General features: G+C 61.4%; 20 protein-coding genes and 4 pseudogenes. 16 read left to right on the top strand and 8 right to left on the bottom strand.

The window, feature by feature from the left end; translation table 11 throughout:
- Positions 1 to 83: 83 nt before the first annotated feature.
- Positions 84 to 1070, bottom strand: a complete 987-nt coding sequence (locus AC0L3L_RS12825; RefSeq protein WP_473489132.1) for a right-handed parallel beta-helix repeat-containing protein — start codon at positions 1068 to 1070, stop codon at positions 84 to 86.
- On the opposite strand from AC0L3L_RS12825, the gene AC0L3L_RS12830 reads away from it, so the two are divergent.
- The 3 genes and pseudogenes from AC0L3L_RS12830 to AC0L3L_RS12840 all read left to right on the top strand — a co-directional run.
- Entirely contained in the window at positions 1051 to 1287 is a 237-nt protein-coding gene (locus AC0L3L_RS12830; RefSeq protein ID WP_473489131.1) for a hypothetical protein, read from the top strand. The two genes, AC0L3L_RS12825 and AC0L3L_RS12830, sit on opposite strands and share 20 nt — an antisense overlap.
- Positions 1288 to 1551: 264 nt before the next feature.
- Positions 1552 to 1862: pseudogene (locus tag AC0L3L_RS12835) on the top strand (DegT/DnrJ/EryC1/StrS family aminotransferase); the annotation flags it as partial.
- A pseudogene (locus AC0L3L_RS12840) lies at positions 1861 to 2249 on the top strand (transposase); the annotation flags it as partial. The pseudogenes AC0L3L_RS12835 and AC0L3L_RS12840, both read left to right, overlap by 2 nt.
- Here AC0L3L_RS12840 and AC0L3L_RS12845 read toward each other — a convergent pair.
- The 4 genes from AC0L3L_RS12845 to AC0L3L_RS12860 all read right to left on the bottom strand — a co-directional run bounded on the left by AC0L3L_RS12845 (position 2250) and on the right by AC0L3L_RS12860 (position 4686).
- Positions 2250 to 2375, bottom strand: a complete 126-nt coding sequence (locus AC0L3L_RS12845; RefSeq protein WP_473529444.1) for a hypothetical protein — start codon at positions 2373 to 2375, stop codon at positions 2250 to 2252.
- A gap of 168 nt (positions 2376 to 2543) precedes the next feature.
- Positions 2544 to 3407, bottom strand: a complete 864-nt coding sequence (locus AC0L3L_RS12850) for a LuxR C-terminal-related transcriptional regulator (RefSeq protein ID WP_473637819.1) — start codon at positions 3405 to 3407, stop codon at positions 2544 to 2546.
- A 185-nt stretch (positions 3408 to 3592) separates the two neighbouring features.
- The gene (locus tag AC0L3L_RS12855) at positions 3593 to 4291 is read right to left on the bottom strand and encodes a Crp/Fnr family transcriptional regulator (RefSeq protein WP_473637820.1); all 699 of its coding nucleotides are present in this window, start codon (positions 4289 to 4291) and stop codon (positions 3593 to 3595) included.
- Positions 4292 to 4488: 197 nt separating this feature from the next.
- Positions 4489 to 4686: a hypothetical protein gene (locus AC0L3L_RS12860; protein ID WP_473637821.1), complete on the bottom strand. Its 198-nt coding sequence runs from the start codon at positions 4684 to 4686 to the stop codon at positions 4489 to 4491.
- 48 nt (positions 4687 to 4734) lie between these two features.
- Between AC0L3L_RS12860 and AC0L3L_RS12865 the strand changes: the two genes are divergently transcribed.
- A complete protein-coding gene (locus AC0L3L_RS12865) occupies positions 4735 to 4986 on the top strand; it encodes a DUF982 domain-containing protein (protein ID WP_473637822.1) in 252 nt (83 codons plus the stop codon).
- A gap of 8 nt (positions 4987 to 4994) precedes the next feature.
- A complete protein-coding gene (locus AC0L3L_RS12870) occupies positions 4995 to 5123 on the top strand; it encodes a hypothetical protein (RefSeq protein ID WP_473637823.1) in 129 nt (42 codons plus the stop codon).
- A gap of 154 nt (positions 5124 to 5277) precedes the next feature.
- On the opposite strand, the gene AC0L3L_RS12875 is transcribed toward AC0L3L_RS12870, so the two are convergent.
- On the bottom strand, positions 5278 to 6102 hold the full coding sequence (locus AC0L3L_RS12875) for a class I SAM-dependent methyltransferase (RefSeq protein WP_473637824.1): 825 nt from the start codon (positions 6100 to 6102) through the stop codon (positions 5278 to 5280).
- A gap of 607 nt (positions 6103 to 6709) precedes the next feature.
- On the opposite strand from AC0L3L_RS12875, the gene AC0L3L_RS12880 reads away from it, so the two are divergent.
- From AC0L3L_RS12880 to AC0L3L_RS12890, 3 genes are all read left to right on the top strand, one after another.
- Complete coding sequence (locus AC0L3L_RS12880) at positions 6710 to 6856, top strand: DUF982 domain-containing protein (RefSeq protein WP_473637825.1); 147 nt, start codon at positions 6710 to 6712, stop codon at positions 6854 to 6856.
- An 8-nt stretch (positions 6857 to 6864) separates the two neighbouring features.
- On the top strand, positions 6865 to 7113 hold the full coding sequence (locus AC0L3L_RS12885) for a DUF982 domain-containing protein (RefSeq protein WP_473637826.1): 249 nt from the start codon (positions 6865 to 6867) through the stop codon (positions 7111 to 7113).
- A 278-nt stretch (positions 7114 to 7391) separates the two neighbouring features.
- The gene (locus tag AC0L3L_RS12890; protein ID WP_473637827.1) at positions 7392 to 7604 is read left to right on the top strand and encodes a KTSC domain-containing protein; all 213 of its coding nucleotides are present in this window, start codon (positions 7392 to 7394) and stop codon (positions 7602 to 7604) included.
- 810 nt (positions 7605 to 8414) lie between these two features.
- Here AC0L3L_RS12890 and AC0L3L_RS12895 read toward each other — a convergent pair.
- On the bottom strand, positions 8415 to 11597 hold the full coding sequence (locus tag AC0L3L_RS12895; protein ID WP_473637828.1) for an efflux RND transporter permease subunit: 3183 nt from the start codon (positions 11595 to 11597) through the stop codon (positions 8415 to 8417).
- Positions 11598 to 11637: 40 nt separating this feature from the next.
- Positions 11638 to 12804: pseudogene (locus tag AC0L3L_RS12900) on the bottom strand (efflux RND transporter periplasmic adaptor subunit); the annotation flags it as partial.
- Between the two features lie 849 nt (positions 12805 to 13653).
- Between AC0L3L_RS12900 and AC0L3L_RS12905 the strand changes: the two are divergent.
- The 8 genes and pseudogenes from AC0L3L_RS12905 to AC0L3L_RS12940 all read left to right on the top strand — a co-directional run.
- Positions 13654 to 13847, top strand: a pseudogene (locus tag AC0L3L_RS12905) (transposase); the annotation flags it as partial.
- Positions 13848 to 14106: 259 nt separating this feature from the next.
- Positions 14107 to 15717 (top strand): 2OG-Fe(II) oxygenase, encoded by a 1611-nt coding sequence (locus AC0L3L_RS12910; RefSeq protein WP_473637829.1) that lies wholly within the window; start codon positions 14107 to 14109, stop codon positions 15715 to 15717.
- 195 nt (positions 15718 to 15912) lie between these two features.
- Positions 15913 to 16365 (top strand): hypothetical protein, encoded by a 453-nt coding sequence (locus AC0L3L_RS12915; RefSeq protein WP_473637830.1) that lies wholly within the window; start codon positions 15913 to 15915, stop codon positions 16363 to 16365.
- Between the two features lie 245 nt (positions 16366 to 16610).
- Entirely contained in the window at positions 16611 to 16901 is a 291-nt protein-coding gene (locus AC0L3L_RS12920) for a hypothetical protein (RefSeq protein ID WP_473637831.1), read from the top strand.
- Positions 16891 to 17457 carry a type II toxin-antitoxin system VapC family toxin gene (locus tag AC0L3L_RS12925; RefSeq protein ID WP_473637832.1) on the top strand — a complete coding sequence of 189 codons (567 nt, stop codon included), beginning with the start codon at positions 16891 to 16893 and terminating at the stop codon, positions 17455 to 17457. The genes AC0L3L_RS12920 and AC0L3L_RS12925 overlap by 11 nt, the downstream gene beginning before the upstream one ends.
- A 487-nt stretch (positions 17458 to 17944) precedes the next feature.
- A complete protein-coding gene (locus AC0L3L_RS12930) occupies positions 17945 to 18604 on the top strand; it encodes a 2Fe-2S iron-sulfur cluster-binding protein (protein WP_473485402.1) in 660 nt (219 codons plus the stop codon).
- Positions 18604 to 21012 carry a xanthine dehydrogenase family protein molybdopterin-binding subunit gene (locus AC0L3L_RS12935; protein WP_473637833.1) on the top strand — a complete coding sequence of 803 codons (2409 nt, stop codon included), beginning with the start codon at positions 18604 to 18606 and terminating at the stop codon, positions 21010 to 21012. Before AC0L3L_RS12930 ends, AC0L3L_RS12935 begins: the two co-directional genes overlap by 1 nt.
- A gap of 22 nt (positions 21013 to 21034) precedes the next feature.
- Complete coding sequence (locus tag AC0L3L_RS12940) at positions 21035 to 22027, top strand: FAD binding domain-containing protein (protein WP_473637834.1); 993 nt, start codon at positions 21035 to 21037, stop codon at positions 22025 to 22027.
- Positions 22028 to 22549: the final 522 nt, after the last annotated feature.

The following is a 22549-nucleotide window of genomic DNA, read 5'->3' on the forward strand; positions in this document are numbered from 1 at the left end:
CCCCCCCCCCCCGCCCCCCCCCCCCCCCGCCCCCCCCCCCCCCCCCCCCCCCCCCCCCCCCCCCCCCCCCCCCCCCCGCCCGTTCAGACTGCGTAGTCCCAGGCGAACTGGTTATCGATGTGTGCCATTGGGGTGGCGGCGGCATCCTCGTGCACGTCGGCTACGACCGCCTTTGACTTGTCCCAAATGATGTTGTTGGGATTGCCAGGGTTGGTGTAGCTCGAGTTCAGGACGCTGACCCCGCCGGAGCTGACATTCCAGATCAGTCCATTCGACGAGGACAGCCCGCGGCCCTGGTCCTCGTTGATACCGTCGAACGACCTCGTGTCATCGAAGGTGACATCGCTCGCGTAGGACGAGAACGCGCCATTGCCCTGATGGATGGCGTCAACGTTCTGCACCCTGCCGCCGGTTGATGCGTTCTCGAACATGACGCCGACGCCGGTCACGGAGTTGTTACCGTCGATCACCCCGTTAGAGATCGTCGTATTCGGGCTGCCATAGACCGAGACGATGTCCTCAGGATGCGAACTGCCGGCTTCGTTGACGGCATAGAAGTCGGTCAGCGAACTATTGCCCGAGTTGTTGAACTGGACGAACTGACCGCGCGGCATGGGCCCATGGAAGTTGTAGCCATCGACGTTCGAAAGATCCGCGCCGGGCGAGTTCAGGAGATAGATGCCGGTCGAGCCTTCCCGCACCGTGGTGTTTTGAACGGTCAGGTTCGCGGCGTTTTCTGCGTTGATGTTGTTGATGTTCGGGCTCGTCTCGGCGTCGATTCCCGCCGGCGGGTCGGCGTTGATGACCTCGGTGTTCTCGATCGTGACGCCGGTTGCGCCCGAAACCGTCACCCCGTCGCCTTCGACGTGATGAATACGACAATTGCGCAGGATGACATTGTCGTGCGTAATCGTGACCGCGTCCCCGTTGGTGACGTAGATGTCAAGATTTTCAATCACCTGGCCATCGTACTCCGATTGGATCGGTGTGGTGGTGTGGGTAAGACCCTGCGCCGGCTGCGTGGATGGCGTCGACGCGGAAGCGGTGGAAGTGGGAGCCTCGGTCGTCACGGTCGAGGTCGGGCTCGACGCGGCTGTCTCCGTCGACGTGGAAGCCGTGGATGCCGTCGACGCGGAATCGGTGGAAGTGGGAGCCTCGGTCGTCACGGTCGAGGTCGGGCTCGACGCGGCTGTCTCCGTCGACGCGCGTGAGTTGTTCAACCCTTCCGAGTGTTTCCTCAGTATTCCCTTGTCGGAATTCATCGACTTCATGTGTTTCTCCAGTTAAAATATTAATCACTATAAGTATCTCGAAGGACACCCATCGACAATAAACGATAATTTATCGTCTTAATGAAACTCCGCTTATACAACCAGAAATTTCATCTGGGGGTATAATGCTAACCTTCATGACCAGAATACGGCGTGGATAGGGCTATACTGAGACTCTCCCGGGCGATCGGCGCTGCATTCAAGCCTGCGCCTACGTCGGATTGCAAACGTCGCCTAGTACTCGGATCACGCGTGACCCTACCCCGAGCAGTAGGAGACAAGGTCATGCATGCTAGTCGGCCAACACAGCATGAGCGTTACCGACACAGTCCGGCATGGCTCGAAACAGGTGATCTACGAGAGCTATCCTGAACTCGGCTACAATTACCGCCTGACTGACCTGCAGGCTGCCATCGGCGTGAGCAACTGCAACGGCTTCTCGCACTCTTCACGCGGCGGAGGCAGCTTGCGGCGCAATATGGTGAGCGCCTTCGCGACATCGCCGAACTGGAAACGCCTGCCGAGCCTTGCTGGACTCGCAGCAACTGGCAAAGCTATTGTGTGAAATTCCCCCACTGGTTCGACCAGCGGGGCCATCTGCCCCCGGAAGGGAAAGGGCGCGGGCCTTGTCCTGCCCTATTGCGATACCGAGGCGATGCGGGAGCACCTCGCCGAGATCAGCCGGAGCGTCGACGACGGCGCGCATGCGGTGCTCATCCTCGATCAGGCCGGATGGCATGTGACTCCGAAACCGAAGGTGCCGGACAACATCACCCTGATGTTCCTGCCGCCGCGCTCACCGGAACTGAACCCAGTCGAAAACGTCTGGCAGTTCATGCGCGACAACTGGCTCTCCAACCGTATCTTCAAGGACTACGACGACATCGTCATCCATTGCTGCGCCGCAAGGAACAAGCTCGTCGACCAGCCTGGAAGATCATGTCCATCGGACTCCGCGAATGGGCGCATCGGTCATGATCACCGCTCGTTGTGCTGCCCGCTTAGCAGCCCGAAGCCCGTCTCGAGAAACCATTTGCCTTTCGTCGAGTAGGCTTCCTCGTCGATCTGGGTGAGGACCGCCACCAGTTGGTCGCATTTCCACACCAGAACCCCGATTCTCCGCCCTCGACCGTTCCGATCCGCACTTCGCTGAACGAAAATCCAGAAGTAATTTTTGCTTCGCCCACTTTGATAAAGCCCTGAACTTCAAAATGGTAGTAACACTGGCGGGGTCCACCTCATGCGCCCCTGCGATGCCGTCTCCACCGCTCGCTACCATCGCCGGGGGATGATTTGAGCGTATGGTTCTTGATAGCGGAGCGTCATATCAGGGCGAAGCTTTGGCAAGAGCGAATCCACCAGCCCGAATGATGATATATTGTGAAACGGCTGAGTTGCCATCTTTTCGCTCCCCGACGGGGCAATGCCAGATGCGGGAGTAAGCATGCCATGGTTCATCGCCCAAACTGCAGCCTGTGTACGGTTGCGGACCCGGATCTTTCGGAGGATGGCCTTGACGTGTACCTTCACCGTAGCTTCGGCAATGTTGATCTCGCGCGCGATGGCTTTGTTAGACTCCCCTTCGATTAAGCGGCGTAGAATACAGTTTTCCCGATTTGACAAAATTGACGGTTCTTGATCCTCATGCTCCACGTTAATAACCACCTTTGTTAACTCATCAGCTGCCGCGTCAGGTTTCAGATCATGCCTTATTTCTTGAATAGCCGTTGAAGTTTCGGCAGGCAACACCGTCTGCCCTAGCATAACCAATTCGATAGCTTTGATGAAGGTGTCGTAAGCAGCGACTTTTGTTAAATACCCGTCTGCCCCCGCACGAAAAGCTGAAACTATATCGGTCGATCGACAGTGATCGGCTAGCGCGACGACATGGCTGGTCGGATAAATCGCTTTGAATTCTGCAATTTGTGCGAATTCAGCATCCGCATCAGTACCGCCGACATCTATGATGAGCAAGATGGACCGGTGCTGGGCTAGCGGCTTCTGCAGAAGATCGTGAACACAAGCCACAGAGAAAAGGACACGAAACTTTGCCGCATCCAGGATTCGACTAAGGCCTTCTCGGAGTAACTCGCTCGGCCCGACAAGTACTGTTACAAACGATTGTCTTGTCATCATTGCCTCTCGCTCCGGCGCGATTGAGGTACACGCGTCGAGTAGAGCACTCCACGCGCCAACCGCACTCGATGCCCTCGGTTTCCTCACTCCCTCCTTGGCGAGAACAGGGTGGGCAGTGTAACGTCTATTTATAAGCAGTCTCTAACATAGGTTGCTTTTTCGAGCTAATGTCTGATATCGGACAATCAGGCGGATGCCAGGCCGAAGTGACGTTGCTCTTCGTCGCCGTAGGCGCCATGTGTGAGTTTTATCATTCCGGCCCGGTCGACGATCGTGATCTCGCCGCGCCTGGCGTGAACCAGCCCCCGATATTCAAGCATTTGGAGGGCGGTGGTAACTCCGGGGCGCCGAGCGCCGAGCATGGTCGCCAGAAATTCATGCGTCAGGTTGATTTTATTTCCTTCGGTCCGGTCGTGGACCATCAGCAACCAGCGGGCCAGCCGTTCCTCGATCTTGGAATGGCCGTTGACGAGTGCCGTCCGGGACGACTGGACAAGGAAGGCGTGGGCATAGCGAAGCAGCGACGCGCGAAGGGACTGGCTTTCTGCAATCACAGGACGAAGATTTTCAACCGGCAGGCACCAGCCATTGCCTGCGACTTGGATATAGGTCTCATTGGGAGAGCTGTCTTGGCCGAGAATGACGGCAACGCCAGTCATGCCATCGCCAACGATCCCGACTTCACTTTGCCGCCCTCCAGTCATGGTGGCGACCACCGAAGCGATACCCGCCTCTGGAAAATACACATGCTCGATTGACTGATACGGGACCTCCAGTTGGGCTTTGAGGTTCAGTTGGACATGATGCATTGACGGGCGTAACAGCGCGAAATCCTCTGGGGAGAGGGCTTTCAACACATGATTGCGAGGAAGGGACTGGGACACGGCTCTCTCCCTGACGGGCAAGAGCACGTACCCTCTCACTGTCGGCTGCATCCGCAGCACTGGCGGCCGATATCGAAGCATAGGCCTCAAATACCCGAACGGCAAATCCGGGCGCTCGCCGTTCGCAGAGCTATAATCGGTTCTAACCCGGGCAGGGCCATCACCTTGGGGCTTAGAAGTGACCCCGCCCGGGGAGTTTAGATGCCCAAGTCCAGCCGCATCTTTGCAGCGGCCCGAGCATGGTTGATCAATGCCTGCCAGTTGCCCTCGACGGCTGCTCGCCTGAAGGCTGGTAGCTCGGCCTCGTCGATGTGTTCCATCCATTGGTCCATGCTCAGCCCGACCGGCTTCAGCACGTTCCGCTCGATGTGTTGGGCAAAGGCTGCCTCGACCACAGCCGTCTCAACCTCGTCGACCCCCTTAGCTGCCCTACATCCTCCTTCATGGCAACTCTTTGGTTCGTCCCTCCGGTGTTCGTGAAGTCTGAAACGAACGATGTCAGGCATGGCTGCAACAATGCGAGGGCAGCCCTTGAGCAGCTCAAGAGATGGACCCGGAGAGGGCGGCCTTGCTGGCACAAGGCGTGGACCCTCTGCCTGTCGGCACTGGAGGGCGATCCGATTGACCCTCATGTGATCCGAAAGGCTTTCGTGGCTGCCGCCAAGGAGGCGGAGATATATCTCTCGCCCGAGTAGGAGGTATCATGACTCTCCACTGGTATCACCCTCCGGTCTCCATCGAGACGGACCGACCTGGGCTCACCTACGGCTGCAACAACGTCGAGGAGGCCGCTGCGGAACTCATGAAGTGGACCAAGCGGGGACCCAAGTGAGGTTAAGGCCTGCATTGAAGGCGAGGGCACAGCCGACGACGTACGGAAGGCCTTCGAGGTTGCTGCCAAGGAGGAGGGTTTGCTACGCTCCTCCTCTAATTAGGCTCACTGGCGTGGACGCTGTTGAACACCGGATGCCGCAGAGTCAGCTGCGCTATTTGCATGCGAGCACGACGTGAGCCTCTTGGGGGAACATCAGCTCTCCTCCATTTGAATAGATTGCCAGCGAGGAACTTACATCACCCATGATCGCTGCGATGACTGCGTCCCGCTGTCCGGCATCCATTCCGCTGACCAGCCCAGCCTGCGGAGTCGCTGCCAGCTGTAGTCGCACATATTCTTTTGACGAGGGGAATCGGATGTTCTGTGTCGTCGTGTGGATGGTCACCCGACGAAATCCCGCCCCGGCCACCAATCGGTAAAGCTCGTCCGCATCGGCGAGTGAATGCTCGGACCGTTTCGTTGCCGAAGCGCCTGGACCGAGGTGTCGATCCAAGGCATCCGCCAGCGCCTTTGCCGCAGGAGTGCGCTCAATAGCGCTGAAAACGCTTAAGGCCAGTCGGCCGTCAGGCACCAGCACCCGGAACATCTCACGTAGCGCACTCGACCGGTCCGGGAAAAACTGCAGTCCGAGCTGGCAAAGAACCAGATCGAAGGTGGAGTCAGGGAACGGCATTTCGAGCGCGCTTCCCTCGTGCCAGCCGATACGCGGTCCAGCGCCTCTCGGGAGTGATCGAGCAACGGCAAGCATGCCCGTGTTGATGTCGAGGCCGACGACCTGCCCATTTTCCATACGCTCGGCCGCCGAGCGTGCCACCACGCCGGTGCCGCAAGCTACGTCCAGAACCCGCTCACCAGATTGAGGCGCAGCACGATCCACCAGGTCGGCAGCCCACAGGGCTGTGATTGCCGGGACCAGGTAGCGCTCGTAGAGTTCCGCGGCGCTGCCTTCCAGCTGCCACTGCTCCTGCTGGCCCATCGCGTCCCTCCCGCACAACGAGCCGCTCGGCAAAAGGCCCAATCGGCGATTTAAGCAGCCATCATAAGCGCGGGTCTGTCAAACAAGCAACCGGGCCAACCGTCGGTTGGTAGACGCGATGCAGCTGGCGAGCGTAGGATTTCCTACGATCCGGGCACATGCCCCCCGCCCACACCCCGTGCCTGGTGAACGACTGAAAGCCCGCCGTGCCGAAAGGTGCGGCGGTTTTTTTGTCTTCCGTCCGGGAACTCCGGCCGAGTCAAGACGTTTGAATCGCGCAGCACTGGTCCCCGTGTTGAGAGATCGGGTCTCAGTCCTCCGATCCGGTCAGCCCGCGTCCTTCCACTCCCCTCGGGGCGCGGGCGTCGGTGGCCAGCCGGGCTGGTTGAAGACGGCGTTTTATTTCCGCATGGAACTTCGGAGCGGGCTAAAAAGTTCAAATCGTGCAGCATTGCCTCCTTTGCTGAGCTGAAAGATTGGATAGTCTCCTCCGATAGGTCCGCGTCCTCTTCCTCCGAGGCGCGCGGCATCCACAGGTCTACGTCAAGACCGACCGACCTAAGCTGCGCCATGGGTCAGTCACGTCGAGGGAGCCGCTGAGGAACTCATGGCGTGGGACACAAAGGGCCCGAAGTGGACGAAGGCGGTCCAATCCTGCGTGGACGCGTTCGAGGGCAGAGTGTCGCCCCAAGTGGTCCGACAAGCCTTTGAGGCGGCTGCCAGGGAGGCGAGCGTGTATCTATCGCCTGAGTAGGAGGTGCCATGGCAACTCTTTGGTTCGTCCCTCCGGTGTTCGTGAAGTCTGAAACGAACGGTGTCAGGCATGGCTGCAACAATGCGAGAGCAGCCCTTGAGCAGCTCAAGACATGGACCCGGAGAGGACCTCACTGGCACAAGGCGTGGACCCTCTGCCTGTCAGCACTGGAGGGCGATCCGATTGACCCTCACGTGATCCGAAAGGCTTTCGTGGCTGCCGCTAAGGAGGCGGAGATGTATCTCTCGCCTGAGTAGGAGGTGTCATGGCTCTCCATTGGTTCACCCTCCGGTCTATATCGAAACCGACCGACTTGGGCTCACCTACGTCTGCACCAATGTCGAGGGGGCCGCTGCGCAACCCATGAAGTGGACCAAGCGGGGACCCAAGTGGAAGGAGGCGGTCGAGGCCTGTATGGGCGTCCTTGAAGACCAGGGCACAGCCGACTATCGCCCGAGACGAATGAGCATCGTCTGCCGCAGACGTCGACTCTTAAGCTGGCGCTCTCCCGCGCCGAACTAAGGCGTGAACCGTCATGCCTTCCACATCGATACGCAAAACGGAATACGATCCGGACCGTAGGACCCTCTCGGTGTGGTTCGTGGCCAGCGGCAAATGCTACCAGTTTGAGGATGTGCCGCCGGAGACCTTCGCCGAGTTCCGAGCCGCCTTCGCCAAGGGCCGCTTTTTCAACGACCACATCCGCAATCACTTCCGCTACCGTCCGGTTGACCCCGCGGTCGACTGAGCAGCATCAGCGGACGATCTCTCTTTTGGCAGGGATGCGGCTCATTCGTCGCGGCCCTCCGGCCAGCCTTTGCGAGGCAAGATCGGACATCGGAACGAAAGGCGGATTCGCGAATTTCCACTGCTAGATAATCGGAATCGTCGCCCATGAGGCTCGCGACCCTCCACCTTGAAACTGCGAGATACGGCGATCTATATCGCGCGGAAAGGCTCGCGCGGTTGAGGCAGCAAATGATCCGGCACATCAAGCGCACTGAAGCCTCGGCTCAAAAAGTCGAGCAAGCGCTGGTTAGTTTGGCCGAAGCAAACGCACCCATAGACCGGCTCGCGCGGCATCAGTAGGGCCGCGCTCGTGGCGCCTCCGCATCGGCACGATGTGCGGCGGGTTGTTCGGTTGCTGCATGTGGCGTTCTCACCACATCCGTTTCGTGATGCCTGTCCTTAGCCTTGGAAGGGCAACTCGAGCGGGTAGCCCCTTTCACGCATGCAACGTGGGCATGCTGCCACGAAACGGCGCCTCGCGCCTTTGCTCGACCGCATCGACGTCCCGGATCTTGGCGGCGGCTAAGGCCTGCATGGCCGTTCGAGTCGGGCAGCGGCGCTCTGAATTCACAATGATGCACGTTCATGCAACCACCGCCATGTCTTCGCGTTTAACCGCCTTGGGCGTGGACGATGCGAAGCGAGCGATACGGCGCGCCGGAACATCTCGATCCGCTCGAGGGATGGATCGCCGATCCATCCCTCCGCGAGATCCAGGAACCCGCCGGTCCGGCTCCAGCCTGAACCCGGCGCCTCATCGGCTCGGCGTTTACTCGGCTGCGCCGCTCTCGGAAGCCAGGGTCGGGCCGGCTTCAGGCCGCCTGCGCCGGAATGTCCTGCGCAGAGCAACGTAGAAGACCGGCGTCAGGAAGAGGCCGAACAACGTCACGCCCAGCATGCCGGAGAACACGGCCGTGCCGAGCGATTGGCGCATTTCCGCGCCAGGCCCGCTGGCGATCACTAGCGGCACCACGCCCAGGATGAAGGCGAATGCCGTCATCAGGATCGGCCGCAGCCGCAGCCGGCAGGCCTCGACAGCCGCCTCGACGGCGTCAAGGCCGCGCTCCTCACCTTGGCGCGCGAACTCGACGATCAGGATCGCGTTCTTCGCCGCCAGGCCGACGAGCACGATCAGCCCGATCTGCACGAGGATGTTGTTGTCGAGACCGCGGAAGGCGACGCCCAGGAGGGCGGCCAGCACGCTGAGCGGGACGATAAGCACGATGGCGAAGGGCGTAATCCAGCTTTCGTATAGCGCGGCGAGCGCCAGAAAGACGAACAGAACCGACAGGCCGAAGATGAAGACCGCCGTGTTGCCGGTCTGCCGCTCCTGGAAGGCGAGTTCAGTCCATTCGAAGGAAGTGCCCTGCGGCAGCGATTCGGCTGCGATCCCCTCCATCAGGTCGAGCGCCGTGCCCGTGGCGACACCCGGCGCTGCATTGCCCTGAAGCGGCACGGAGACATACATGTTGTAGCGTTGCACGAGCGAGGGACCGGTGACGTCGCGGATCTCGATCAGTGTGCCGAGCGGCACCAGGTCGCCGGCCGCCGAGCGCACCTTCAGCTTCAATATGTCGTCGCGATCGATGCGGAAAGCCTGGTCGGCTTGCGCCCGCACCTGGTAGACGCGACCGAAGGCATTGAAATCGTTGACATAGGCGGTGCCTAGATTGATCGACAGCGTCTCGAAGATGTTGGGGATCGGCACGTTCAGCATGCGCGCCTTGTCGCGGTCGATCGCCAGGAAGAATTGCGGGCTGGAGGCCGAGAAGGTGGTGAAGACGCCCATCAACCCTGGCGTCTGGTTGGCCTTGCCGGCGATTTCGTTGGCCAGCGCCAGAATCGGCCGCATGTCGGCGCTGTTGCGCTCCTGGAGCATCATCTTGAAGCCGCCGGAGTTGCCGATGCCCCGCACTGGCGGCGGCGGCAGCGCGATGATGAAGGCCTCCTGGATGCTTTGCAGGCTGCCAAACAGCGTGCCGATGATCTTGTCGGAAGTATCGCCGCTCTCGAGCCGTTCCTCGAAGCTCTTGAATGGCGCGAAGATCACGCCGGAATTGCTGGCGTTGGTGAATGTCGCGCCGTTGAATCCTGCGAAGGCGACGGCGTTGGCGACACCCGGCGTCTCGCGGATGATATCCGACGCCTTCTGGATGACTGCGTCCGTTCGGGCGAGCGAAGAGCCCTCCGGCAATTGCACGACGACGATCGCATAACCCTGGTCCATGTTCGGGATGAAGCCGCGCGGCACCGTCTGTAGCATGTGATAGGTCGCGTAGAGCAGGCCTGCGAAGACGAGCAGCATGGCGGCAAGCGCCAGAGTCGTGCCGACCAGTCTGTGCACCAGCCACGCATAGCCGTCCGCCATCCTGTCGAACCCGTTGTTGAACCCGTTCGCCAGAGCGCGGCCGAACCTTGCCAGAAAGAAGTTCGAATGTTCCTCGATGTGCGGCTTGAAAAGCACGCCAGCGAGAGCCGGCGAAAGCGTCAGCGAGTTGAATGCGGAGATCGCGGTGGAGACCGCGATGGTGATGGCGAACTGCAGGTAGAACTGGCCGGAAATCCCGGGAATGAAAGCCGCCGGAACGAAGACGGAGATCAGCACCAGCGAGATCGCGAGGACCGCGTTTCCCACTTCATCCATGGTCTTGTGCGCAGCGGCGCGCGGAGCGAGCCCCAGCCGGATGTTCCGCTCGATATTTTCCACAACCACGATGGCGTCGTCGACAACGATGCCGACCGCCAGCACCAGCCCGAACAGAGTGAGCATGTTGAGCGAGAAGCCGAAGGCGAGCAGCACGGCAAGCGTGCCGATCAGCGAGACCGGTATCGCCACGATCGGCACGATCGCCATGCGCCACGACTGCAGGAACACGATGATGACGATCACCACCAGCAGGATCGCCTCGGCGATGGTGACATAGACCTCGTTGATAGATTCGGCGATGAACTCGGTCGGATTGTAGATGATCTCGTAGGCCAGCCCCTCCGGGAAATCCTCCGAAAGCTCCGCGATGGTCTCCTGGATTTCTTCCGCCGAGGCCAAGGCATTGGTGCCCGGCCGCTGGAAGATGCCGAGCGCCACCGCCGCCTTGTTGTTGAGATAGGAATTGGTGACATAGTCCCTGGCGCCGAGCTCTATGCGCGCCACGTCCTGCAGGGAGATCAAGCGGCCGTCCTCGGTCGACTTGACTATGACGTAGCGGAAGTCGCGCGCGTCTTCGAAGCGCCCTTGCGTGGTGACCGTATACTGGAAGGCCGAGCCGTCGCCAATCGGCGGCGCGCCGATCGAGCCGCCCGACACCTGGACGTTCTGGTCGCGCAGCGCCTGGACTACGTCGCCTGCGGTCATGCCGTAGGCGGACAGCTTTTCCGGGTCGAGCCAGACGCGCAGCGAATATTCGCGCTCGCCGAAGATCTGCACGTCGCCGACGCCGTCCAGTCTCAGCAGGACGTCGCGCACGCGCGAACGCGCATAATTCGAGACGTAGAGCTGATCATATGTGTCGTCGGGCGACAGCATATGGATGACCATCATCAGGTCGGGCGAACTTTTCGCCGTGGTGATGCCGAGCCGGCGCACCTCTTCCGGCAGGCGCGCTTCGGCGATCGAGACGCGGTTCTGGACCAGCACCTGCGCCGCGTCGAGATCGGTGCCGGGGCGGAAGGTGATGGTGAGCGACATCGAGCCTTCGCCGGAGGAATAGGACGACATGTAGAGCATGTGCTCGACGCCGTTGATTTCCTGTTCGATCGGCGTCGCCACGGTCGCGGCGACCGTCTCGGCGTCGGCGCCCGGATAGGAGGCACGCACCACGATGGTCGGTGGCGCGATTTCGGGATATTGGGCGACCGGAAGCTGCGTATAGGCGATGCCGCCGACGAGCACGAGCACGATCGACAGCACCACCGCGAAGATCGGGCGGTTGACGAAGAAATGGGCGAAGTTCATTGCGTCTGCCCTTCGGCTTCAACCTTGGGCGGCAATTGGTCATCTCGGACTTGACGGTGACGCCCGGCCGCACTCGCACCAGCCCGTTGATTACCACGGTCTCTTCGCCGGTGAGGCCCTCGCGGATAACGCGATAGCCGTCGATGCGCGGGCCGGTGCGGACCGGCTTGGCCGAGATCAGGCCTGCCTCGTCGACAACGAAGACGATGCGGCGGTTCTGGTCGGCGCCGATCGCCTCGTCAGGCAGAAGCACGCCCGGATGCGGCAGTGAGCCGGGCACGTTGATGCGGCCGAACATGCCCGGCTGCAGCACGCCGTCCTTGTTGTCGAAGCGCGCCCTGGCCCGCATCGTGCCGGTAGCTTCGTCCAGACGGTTCTCGGCGAAGTCGAGCTTGCCCTTGAACGTCGCTTCATCACGGTCGGCGACACGGACGACAACATCGACGCCGCCGGCGCCCTCCTGCATGACGCCGCCGCGCTCGCGGGCGTCGCGCGCATAAGCGAAGTAGGTCCGCTCATCGATGTCGAAATAGAAGTCGATCGGGTCGATCGAGACGATGGTGGTCAGCACGGTCTGGTCGGCCTGCACCAGATTGCCCGGCGAGATGAGCCGGCGGTCGACCCGGCCGGAAAACGGCGCCTTGATCTCGGTGAATTCGAGATCGAGACTTGCGTTTTCAAGTGCCGCCTCCGCGCCGTCCAGTTGCGCTTGGGCGGCGAGATATTCGCGGCGGCGGTCGTCCAGTGTCGAAACCGGTATGTTGCCTTCGCGCGACAGGGTCTCGGCGCGCTCGAACTGCATCTTGCTGAATTCGACCAGGGTCTTGGCCGAGTCGACCTGCGCCTGCGCCTGGTTCAGCGCCGCCTTGAACGGCCGCTGGTCGATGGTGAACAGGAGGTCGCCCTGCTTGACCAGCGTACCGTCCTGGAAATGGACCTGGTCGAGATAGCCGCCGACGCGAGAGCGCAGCGAAACCTGGTCGACGGCTTCGAAACGGCCGACGAACTCATCGTCCTCGACGATATCGCGCACCAGCGGCTTGGCTACCGTGACGACGGGCGCGGGAGGCGCTTCCTGCGCCTGTGCGGCCGGGGCCGCGAGCAAGCCGATCGCCGCGAAGGCCGCGGCGGCGAGCCATTTTGCCGGGACGTTTCTGCTGGAGGGGGCGGCCAGAGAATCGTGGCGGAGGCGTGCAGTGTGAACCATGGTTACCCCTCGTAATCGGCCCTTCATGCGAAGTCCGTAACATCTAGGCAGCGGGTGTGCCGCACAAATCAATTTTTTGAACTGACCACCACAACCGACAGCTTGCTATAGAACAAACATCGAACATCATCAACCTTGACAAGGAAGCGGCTAACCGGGGAGCGCGAACGCACATCTCGCGTTTATCCGCTGCGTAGGCATCGCCATGCGCTCGAGCTAAAGCGGATCTGACGAGCCATTGCGCATCCCGACGTGCGGCGGTTCTGTCGGGAGGAACAGGGCCGCTCTCGCAGAGGTCCGACCTGCTTCTCATTCTGCGGTTATAGGCGGCGATATAGGCTTCGATGAAATCGGCAGATTGGACATTTGCTACACTCCGAAAACGCTATTGCACCACCCGCATAGCACTGGGACGTGACAACCGCACGTCCGCTCGTCTCTCCTGCAGTTTGGAAAAAAGATCGTCGATAAGCGGCGCATGTATGGCGCGAACGAGGGTGAGGTCGAACCGGTCAAGCACCTTATCGGAAGCGTGCTGCTGTGGCGTGACAATCGTGAAGGATGCACTCTGAAATTAGAGAAGTGACGCTACCGCGACCCCTCATGTGAGACTGAAACACCGGCAGGATTTCCTCGCTCACGCGTGAACCTGAGCGAGGCGTTCATCGCTATAGTGGGGCAGAAACATTAAAAAACATTGGAGCAGATTTGAACACTCGGCAGTCCCCCTGATTTCCAAGTACTTGATTTTTCATGGTTCCCAAACCTCCTCCGGGCCCACCAAAAGCTTTGATTCATTGATTTGCTAGATTTTCTTGTTTGCTTTGGCGCCACGATTTGGACTCGAACCCCTCGATCGACTCGGAGCTGCTGATCCGCATGCTGATCGTCGGCTACTGCTTCGGCATCCGCCCGGAGCGGCGGCTCGGTAGGAGGCGCATCTGAACCGGCCTTGCGGTGGCTTTTGCCAGCTCGGCCTGGAAGGCGATTTGCCGGACCATTCGACATTCTCGAAGGCGCATCATAGTCGCTTCCGCGATGCCGGCTGCGCGAGCTGCCAGAAGCCGTTGTCCGTCCATTGCGCCGCGGAAATTCTCTATCGTGGCCCTTCATTGGGCGCTCCACAGCGCTGCTGAGTCTGATATCCGAGTTTTGATGAACGAGGAGGGCCATTTCTCAGATAAAGCGCAACGACAAGTATCGGGTGTCTTTGCTGTGCAAATTTCTTGAGAGGCCGACGCGCCGGGTCTAGGTAAGGTTTTCCATACGCTGTGTTCATTTTCCAGACTGTCGGGAGTACTCATGTCGTCGATTGCCGCCGCCCTGCCTGATTGCCTGCGCTCGGTCGAGCGCCCCGGCGACTTCTGCGTCGGTGGCCTGCGGGAAATCTTCATGCCGACGATCGACGTGGAGGGCGTGGGCAGGATCGCCTTCCCGCTTCCGGAGGCGCAGGCCGAGCGGCTGGTCGCCGTAGCCGAGGCCGCACCCCATGGACGCGGCGAGGAAACGGTGCTCGATCGCGACGTGCGCAGAACCTGGCAGATCGACCCGCGCAGGATCCAGATCGGCGGGCGTAGTTGGGAGACGACGCTGGCCGAGCTCGTCACCGACGCGGCCCGCGGCCTTGGCGTCGAAGAGCCGGTCGCGGCGGACTTCTACAAGCTTCTCGTCTATGACGCCGGCAGCTTCTTCCTTAATCACCGGGACACCGAAAAGACGCCCGGCATGTTCGCGACCCTGGTGATCGTGCTTCCCTCTGCTCATCGTGGCGGCGAGCTGGTCGTGCGGCACCTGGGTCGAGAGGTGATGTTCGATCTGCACCCCGAAGATCCGTCGGAAATTGGATTCGCCGCCTTCTATGCAGACTGCTTGCATGAAGTGCGCCCGGTCATCACCGGACATCGCCTGATCCTCGTCTATAATTTGCGCTTCCTCGGCAAGAGACGCTCGCTGCCGGCGCCCGACTATCGCGCGGTCGAGGCGCACGTCGCGGACCTGCTGCGCGGGTGGGCGGGCGTCGAGGACGAGCCCGACAAGCTGATCGTGCCGCTCGAGCATGCCTACACGCCGGCGGAGCTGTCGTTCGACGCCCTCAAGGGGGCCGATGCGGGCGTGGCGTCGGTGTTGATCGAGGCGGCAGCGGCGGCGGAGTGCGATCTCCATCTTGTCCTGGTATCGATCGAGGAGAGCGGCAGCGCCGAACACACCGGCAATTATCGCCGCAGGCGCTGGGATCGAGACGACGAGGGCGATGAAGAATTCGAAGTCGCCGAAGTTTTCGAGAGCTCGCTGACCCTGTCCGCGTGGCGGCGTCCGGACGGCGGCGAGATCGGGTTTCAGGATTTTCCATTCGATGAGGAGGAGCTCTGTCCGCCCGATGCGTTCGAAGATCTTGCGCCGGACGAGCAGCATTTCCATGAGGCGACGGGCAACGAGGGCGCCTCTTTCGACCGTGCGTATCGCCGCGCCGGTCTGGTGCTGTGGCCGCGCGCGCGGCGGCTCGCGGTGCTTAACCAAGCCGGCCACGGGGCGACGCTGCCGTATCTCGAAGATCTGGCGAAGCGCTGGGAGACGAGCGACATCGCCGTCAAGCGACAGGTGTGGGGGAGGCTGATGAGCTTTCGGGACAGATGCTGCGCTCCTGGCCCCGTGAGACATGGCGCGGGGAGAGTGATACCGCCGCTGGTCGGATGCTCGACCTGCAGGTCCGGCTGGGCAACGCGGCGCGCATCGATGAGCTCCTTGCGGAGCTTTCTGCCAACGGCCATTACGCGGCGTCCGATAACGACGCCATCGTGCGCGCCGCCGCACTTCTTCCGCCACGGCGGGCCACGGACTTGCTGGTCGAGATCGTCAGACGCAATACCGCGGCCCATCTCGGCGCCTGCGGCGACTTGCTGCTGCGTTGCGTAGCGGCGCCGACCGAGTCCGTTGGCGACGCGGCGAAGATCGGCGCAGCTTTGATCGACGTCTTGCCGGGTGACCCGGCCAAACGTGCCAAGCTCGACCCCTGGACGCGACCTGCGTCCGTACGGCCTGGCTTCGTCGTCGATCTCCTGACGGCGACGAGCAAGATCGACGCCGGGCTCGCGGCGCGCGATCGAGAACTTGCTGGCCTGGCCCCGGACCTACACGCCGGACGCGGTGCTGGTCCCGGCGGCACTGGCCTTCGCCAAGCGGGCGCAGAGCATGGCATGGCCGGCCGTCGGCCGGCTGCGTGAGGCGGCTCTCGACCATCTGCGCGGTCGCATCGCGCTGCCGCTGGAGGCTCCACGGGACTGGTCGCGTACCAATCCGCTCAAATGCACATGCGACGACTGTCGCGCACTCGGCGCATTTCTGATTGCCCCTCATCAACAGCAATGGCGCCTAAGGGCGGCCCAGAACCGGCGGACCCACGTCGAGGAGAGCGTCCGAAACGCCGCGTGCGACCTTGACCTCGCCACCGAAAGGCGCGGCAGCCCGCACACGTTGATCGCGACCAAGAACCAGGCCAGTTACGAGCGACGCGCGAAACAGCGCCGGCAGGATCTGGAACATGTATCGGCGCTGGGGGGATGAAGGCTTACCTGCGTTTGCGGGAACAGCAAACCTGGCCACAGGGCGATGAGTCGGAAGAAACGGACTCCACTTGCAAGTCGAATCATCGAGGCTGCGGAGGCGGCGCTTGCCGCTCCGGATCAGTCTTCAGGGGAGGTTTCAAACCAGTCCGAACTGCTGCAGGCGCGGCGGTGAGCGCGGATCAACAGTCCGCATCTTGAATCTGTTGGCCAGAATCGCTATTTTGTTTGACAAGGAGATTTTTGATGCTGAAGTCGTCCCATGAAACTCAGCCGCCACCGGTTCAGGCAAGTCTGCGGCGGCGAACGGTCATTGATACGGCGCGGCAGCTCGGGCTGCTTGAAGGCGAGAATGGCCGGATCGGCGGTCGGATTCGACGCGACCTCATAGCGGCTGCCAAGGAAAAGTCCGGCATTACCACCGATACAGAGCTACTGGAATACGCCTTGGCGAAGGTCGCGCTTGAGGACGACTTTGGGGTGAAGTTCGTCCGCCGGAAGGGCCGGGTCGCGAAAGAAATCGACCTTGAGTTTTGATCTGTCCCGTGCGCTGCGGCGGATCAAGCCGCAACGCACCACAGACACTATCCAACGCCGCTCGGCCGCCGATCTGCCTATTCTTCGGAAGCCGATTTCAGCTGGCCTTGAGCTGTTGCTCGATACCTGCGTCTATATCGACGTACTCCAAGGGCGCTCTCCCGTAAGCGTGGACGAACTGCTTGAGTCCCGGATTGTCAATCACTCCACCGTTTGCCTGGCTGAGCTGACGCACCTGTTCGGCCGCCTCGATCCGTTGCACCCGGCCACGAAGACCGTGTTACGCGAAATCCGGCGCACCCTCGAAGACATACCCGGCCACCGGCTCTTTTCCCCATCGGAGACCGCCATGGGCGAGGCCGGAATGCTAGCCGGCTTGGTGACGCGTCTGTCAGGCGCTGCCCGCGGCGAGAGCCCAGCCCTGCTGAACGATGCGAGCTTATATCTCCAGGCGCTGGAACGCGGCTGCATCGTTCTCACACGCAATGTGCGCGACTTCGACTATTTCGATCAGCTTCTGCCAGTGGGTCGTGTTCTTTTCTACGAGCAGGGGTAGCCAATTTGACCCTATCGGTTGTCGATATGTGTTGCCAGCTGAGAAGTAGCTGAGAGTTTCGGTCTCGTGGCAAGCCGCGGAACTGTACGGCACAATACGGGAAGATTTCCAAATCTGGCCCACGAAAGTCAATGGAATCAATATTACGAGCACGTCCTCCGGGCTCACCAAAATCTTTCAATATCAATGCCTTATGGACAACTTCGCAACTTCGCCATGAAGTGCGCCATTCGAAATTTAACTATGGCGTTAGCGGCTCGTGTTGCCTTGGCGGTGCAGCGAAACCGATCGACGCGACGCGCCCTTGCGGAACCGGAAGTCATGACCCGACGGCATGGCGAGCCTCTCGATCTTCGTGATGTCACTTCGTTGTGATGGCGTCTGGCGGGAACCGAGCGGTCCCCTAGCTTGGTTGTGATCCAAACAGAGCTTGATGGGACGATCACCATAGTTTGGTGACCACCATAGTAAAATCCGGAGGCACAGCATGGCGGAATCGAGCCGCAGTCACGGTACGGACGGATTCGCGAGATCGGGCATATCTCGTCGGACTTTCCTGAAGCACGGCGGCACGTCGGCCGTGGGGGCAGCGTTGATGGAAGCAGGGGCGGCGCAGGCAGCCGTTGATAGTTCCATGCAGGACGATGCCAACGAAGTGCTTGGCCCTGGTCCGATCCCAATCGATCTCACGATAAACGGACGACGAGTCCCGGTGCAGGCGGAACCGGCCACCACGCTGGTTGATATCCTGCGCAATCACCTCGGCCTCACCGGCACCAAAATCGGCTGCGATCGTGGAGCCTGTTCTGCCTGCACGGTCTGGCTCGACGGTCAGCCCGCCAGCAGTTGCATGACGCTGGCGCTCGACGCCCGGGGCAGGAGCATCACCACGATCGAGGGACTGGCCGAGGGCGACAAGCTTCATCCGGTGCAGCAGGCGTTCGTTGAGCACGACGCCCTTCAATGCGGGTTCTGCACGCCCGGAATGGTTATGAGTTGCGCAGCGCTCATAAATCGCAAACCCGACGCCGGCATCGAAGACGTGAAGGCCGCGATAAGCGGCCACCTTTGCCGCTGCGGCACCTATCCGAACATCTTTGCGGCGGTGCTCGCGGTCGCAAACGAGAATCGAAGGAGGGGTACCTGATGGCTACCGACAACCAGGCACCGATCGATCAGCCTTCGTTGCGCCCCCAGTCCTTGCTCTACGGCATCGTCGGGCAGGAGACGAGGCAAGTCACCCGGCAGGTGCCTGCCGACGAACCGCCGCAGCTGCCGGTGAACGCTGAACTGCGCTCCATCGGCAAGCCGATCCGGCGGCTCGACGCGGTGCAGAAGGTGACAGGAACCGCGAAATATACATTCGATGTTCAGTTGCCGGGAATGCTGTATGCACGGCAGGTCGTCTGCCCTTGGCCGCATGCCAAGGTGATTTCGATCGATACCTCCGCCGCGGAGAGTTACCCCGGCGTCCGCGCGGTGCATGTGCTTGAGACTCTGTTGCAATCTGCCAGACTTCGCGATTCGGAAGCCGAGGCCAGCAACAAATATCCGATCGTCCGCTTCGCGGGCCAGACCGTTGCCGCCGTCGCGGCCGAGACGCAGCGGATCGCCGACCAAGCCGCGAAGCTCGTCAAGGTCGAATACGAGCGGTTGCCGCACGTAAGCGATCTCGCGGCTGCAATGGACGATGAGGCTCCGATTGTCTTTCCCGGACCGGTGGAGCAGCCGTCGACGGCCGGCGGCGGCGGTGCGCCGGAAGGCTTGCCGCAGAAGGGCAATGTGCGCGGCCCCAACTTCGGTATGCCTGGCATGACTCCCACGGGCGATATCGACCAGGGCCTGGCGGAGGCCGACGTCGTCATCGAGGCCGAATATCGCACTCAGGTTCAGACGCATGTGCCGATGGAAACACATGGCATCGTCGCGGATTGGCGGGACAACGAACTGACTATCTATGCCTCCACCCAGCACACGCACAGCGTGCGCGACGAGGCTGCGGAATATTTCGATCTGCCCAAGAGCAAGATCCGGGTGATCAGCGACTTCACCGGCGGCGGGTTCGGCGCCAAATATGGGATCAATAATTTCGGCCTCCTTGCCATTCATTTGTCGCAAAAGGCCGGCGCGCCGGTGCGCATGATGCTGGACCGCCGTGAAGAGCATGTTTCGGCGGGCAATCGCCCGAACAGCCTGCAGAGGGTGCGGATCGGCGCCAAACAAGATGGCACGCTCACGGCAATTGACGTCATAAGCTGGGGTACTGGTGGCATCGCGGGGGGTGCCGGCATTGGCTTCTGCTACAACGCGCTCTATCCGTGCCCGAACATGCGTACCGAGCAGTATGACGTATTCACGAACGCCGGTCCGTGCGCGGCTTTCCGGGCTCCTGGCCAGGTACAGGGAATCTTCTCGCTCGAGCAGGCGATGGACGAACTTGCGGATCGGCTGCAACTCGACCCGCTGATGCTGCGCGATCGCATCGACACAAAGCCCACCGACGACATGCTTGCCCGCGCACATGAACGCAAGATCGCGGCCGAGCGGTTCGGCTGGGACCGACGACGTCCGCCAAACTCCGACGCGGGCCCTGTCAAGCGCGGCATGGGAATGGCGCAGGCGCAGTGGGTGTATGTCGTCAGCCCTCCGACAACCGTCGAGGTAAGGATCGCCGATGACGGATCGGTTTCTGTCTACAACAGCGCACAGGATATCGGCACCGGGACCCGGACGGTGCTTGCCCAGGTCGTCGCCGAAGAGTTCGGCCTCGATGCCGAGAACATCGGTGTTTATATCGGCGACACGCGCTTTCCGTGGGGGCCGCCGTCCGGCGGCAGCCGGGTAACGGCGTCCGTGACTGCGCCGGCCCGCAATGCCGCATATGAGGCGGCACGCGATCTGGCGGCTCGCCTCGCGCCGCTTTTCGACGATGCCGATCCCGACGACATTTTTTTCGCTGACGGTAAAGTGGGCGTCCGCGGCAACGAGGGAGCCGCAAGGCCGCTCAAGGAAGCAGCCAAGGAAGCCAAGTTCGGCGAAATCTCAAAACTCGCCAAGCGCCACGACGATTATGAGGGTTTTGCGCTATCCGGCGAGACCTCCATCAGCCGCCACGGGCTGGGCGGCGTCCAGTTCGCCGAGGTGGCGGTCGACGTCGAGACCGGCGTCGTCAAGGTCGAGCGCGTCGTAGCTGCCAGCGATTGCGGCAGACCGATCAACCCGAAGCTGGTGGAGAGCCAGGTGATCGGCGGCATCATCCAGGGTGTCAGCTACGCGATTTACGAGGACCGCATCATGGACGCGGCGAGCGGCCATCAGCTCAACGCCAACGTTGATCAATACAAGATGGTCGGATCACGCGAGACTCCGGAGATCGAGGTGCTGCTCATCGAGCAGATCGGGGCGCAGTCGTCGACCGACGCGCGAGGCATCGCGGAGGCAAGCAATGTGGCGACCAGCGCCGCGATCGCCAATGCATTCTACAACGCCACCGGAAAGCGGATCCGCACTTTGCCGATGAATCCGGCAAATGTGCTGGCGGCGCTCAGCGCCTGAGATCGGCAAGAAGGAGTCCAGCATGGCCATGAACAGCTTCGAATGGGCCGATGCCACGACGGTCGAGCAGGCAGCCGATCTGCTTGCCGAAAGCACTGAGCAAAAACCCGTTATCGCCAAGGCAGGCGGGATTGACCTTCTCGACTTGATGAAGGAAGGGATTTTGGCGCCGGCGCGGCTTGTCAATCTGAAGACCATCCGCGGCCTCGACGAGATCGACACGGAAAACGGGCTGACGCTCGGTGCGCTGGTGACGCTCGATCGCATCGACAAGGATCCGCGGATCCACTCGCGCTACGTGGCGCTGTCGGACGCCGCCGCCCATGCGGCGACGCCGCAGGTCCGCAACGCCGCCACCATCGGCGGCAATCTGCTGCAGCGGCCGCGCTGCTGGTATTTTCGGCATGATCATTTCCATGGCGAAGGTGCCGATGAGATGGAGAGCAGCGGCGCTGACGAGAACCAGCATCATGCGATTTTCGACAATGACAAAAACGCGATGGTCCACGCCTCCACGCCGGCGACGGCGCTGGTCGCCTATAACGCGAGCGTCGAACTTGCCGGCGGCTCCAACGGCTCACGCGTCGTGAAGCTCTCGGATTTCTTGTTGCCACCCGAAATGCAACGCGCCAACGACACCAGGATCGAGTCTGGCGAAGTCATGACGCGCGTGACCATTCCGCCGTTGAGCGCCGGCGCGAAAGCCGCTTACCACAAGCAAACCGAGCGCGAAAGCTATGACTGGCCGATCTGCGATGTGGCAGTGGTTTTGACGACGGAGGGCCAGACCGTGCAAAATGCCTCGATCGTCATGGGATGGGTCGCGCCAACACCTCGTCGCGCGAGCGAAAGCGAACGTCTCCTCATTGGTAACAGGCTTACTGACGACTTGGCGCGACAGGCAGCCCATGCTGCCGTGGCGGATGCTACTCCGCTGCCTAAGAACGGCTACAAGGTGCCTGTCCTGGAGACCGTCGTTCGCCGCACGATCTTGGCTGCCGCCGCGGCGGGCTAGCTGTCTTGGGGTCGTCCAAAATGGGCTTGGAAACTTCGCAGTTGCAGCACCCGGTGCCCATGGTCTGCCGACGGCTGCGCTCCAAGGGTGCGCCGGGAACGGGTTATGGGAGCGGCGTCAGCTTCGACGCAGGCTACAGTTCGACCGCGACGTTCTGGTGTACCGCCACCGCAGGCGTCGTCGGGCCCGATGATTCCTACGTCCATCCGCACGTATGCATAAGCGCCCGGATCTGCTTCCTGAGTCCATCGGAGCAGGATCAAGTTTCATGACATCAGCGGAGAAGGAAAGGCGACAACGAGCTGTCGTAGGCACACGCCGGCGACAAGCATTCCCAATATGCGGCGGCAGCCGCTAGATCTATTGGGTCACTCCCATCGACCATTCAGCATGGCGCCGCCAGAAAGTGAATTAACCACATTCGAAGAAGGCGAAGGGCGGCTGGGTTTGTCACCGATCCGTCTCGCGTAACATGTTACTGTTGGAATTGGGGGCATCCGCAGCACGTCCAGGCGCAAAGGT

The sequence above is a fragment of the Mesorhizobium sp. WSM4849 genome (assembly GCF_055811385.1).

Bases quoted from the DNA above. Each gene is read 5' to 3' on its own strand.
- AC0L3L_RS12850 (WP_473637819.1), bottom strand. From the start codon at position 3,407: ATGATGACAAGACAATCGTTTGTAACAGTACTTGTCGGGCCGAGCGAG.
- AC0L3L_RS12865 (WP_473637822.1), top strand. From the start codon at position 4,735: ATGGCAACTCTTTGGTTCGTCCCTCCGGTGTTCGTGAAGTCTGAAACG.
- AC0L3L_RS12870 (WP_473637823.1), top strand. From the start codon at position 4,995: ATGACTCTCCACTGGTATCACCCTCCGGTCTCCATCGAGACGGACCGA.
- AC0L3L_RS12875 (WP_473637824.1), bottom strand. From the start codon at position 6,102: ATGGGCCAGCAGGAGCAGTGGCAGCTGGAAGGCAGCGCCGCGGAACTC.
- AC0L3L_RS12880 (WP_473637825.1), top strand. From the start codon at position 6,710: ATGGCGTGGGACACAAAGGGCCCGAAGTGGACGAAGGCGGTCCAATCC.
- AC0L3L_RS12885 (WP_473637826.1), top strand. From the start codon at position 6,865: ATGGCAACTCTTTGGTTCGTCCCTCCGGTGTTCGTGAAGTCTGAAACG.
- AC0L3L_RS12890 (WP_473637827.1), top strand. From the start codon at position 7,392: ATGCCTTCCACATCGATACGCAAAACGGAATACGATCCGGACCGTAGG.
- AC0L3L_RS12895 (WP_473637828.1), bottom strand. From the start codon at position 11,597: ATGAACTTCGCCCATTTCTTCGTCAACCGCCCGATCTTCGCGGTGGTG.
- AC0L3L_RS12910 (WP_473637829.1), top strand. From the start codon at position 14,107: ATGTCGTCGATTGCCGCCGCCCTGCCTGATTGCCTGCGCTCGGTCGAG.
- AC0L3L_RS12920 (WP_473637831.1), top strand. From the start codon at position 16,611: ATGCTGAAGTCGTCCCATGAAACTCAGCCGCCACCGGTTCAGGCAAGT.
- AC0L3L_RS12930 (WP_473485402.1), top strand. From the start codon at position 17,945: ATGGCGGAATCGAGCCGCAGTCACGGTACGGACGGATTCGCGAGATCG.
- AC0L3L_RS12935 (WP_473637833.1), top strand. From the start codon at position 18,604: ATGGCTACCGACAACCAGGCACCGATCGATCAGCCTTCGTTGCGCCCC.
- AC0L3L_RS12940 (WP_473637834.1), top strand. From the start codon at position 21,035: ATGGCCATGAACAGCTTCGAATGGGCCGATGCCACGACGGTCGAGCAG.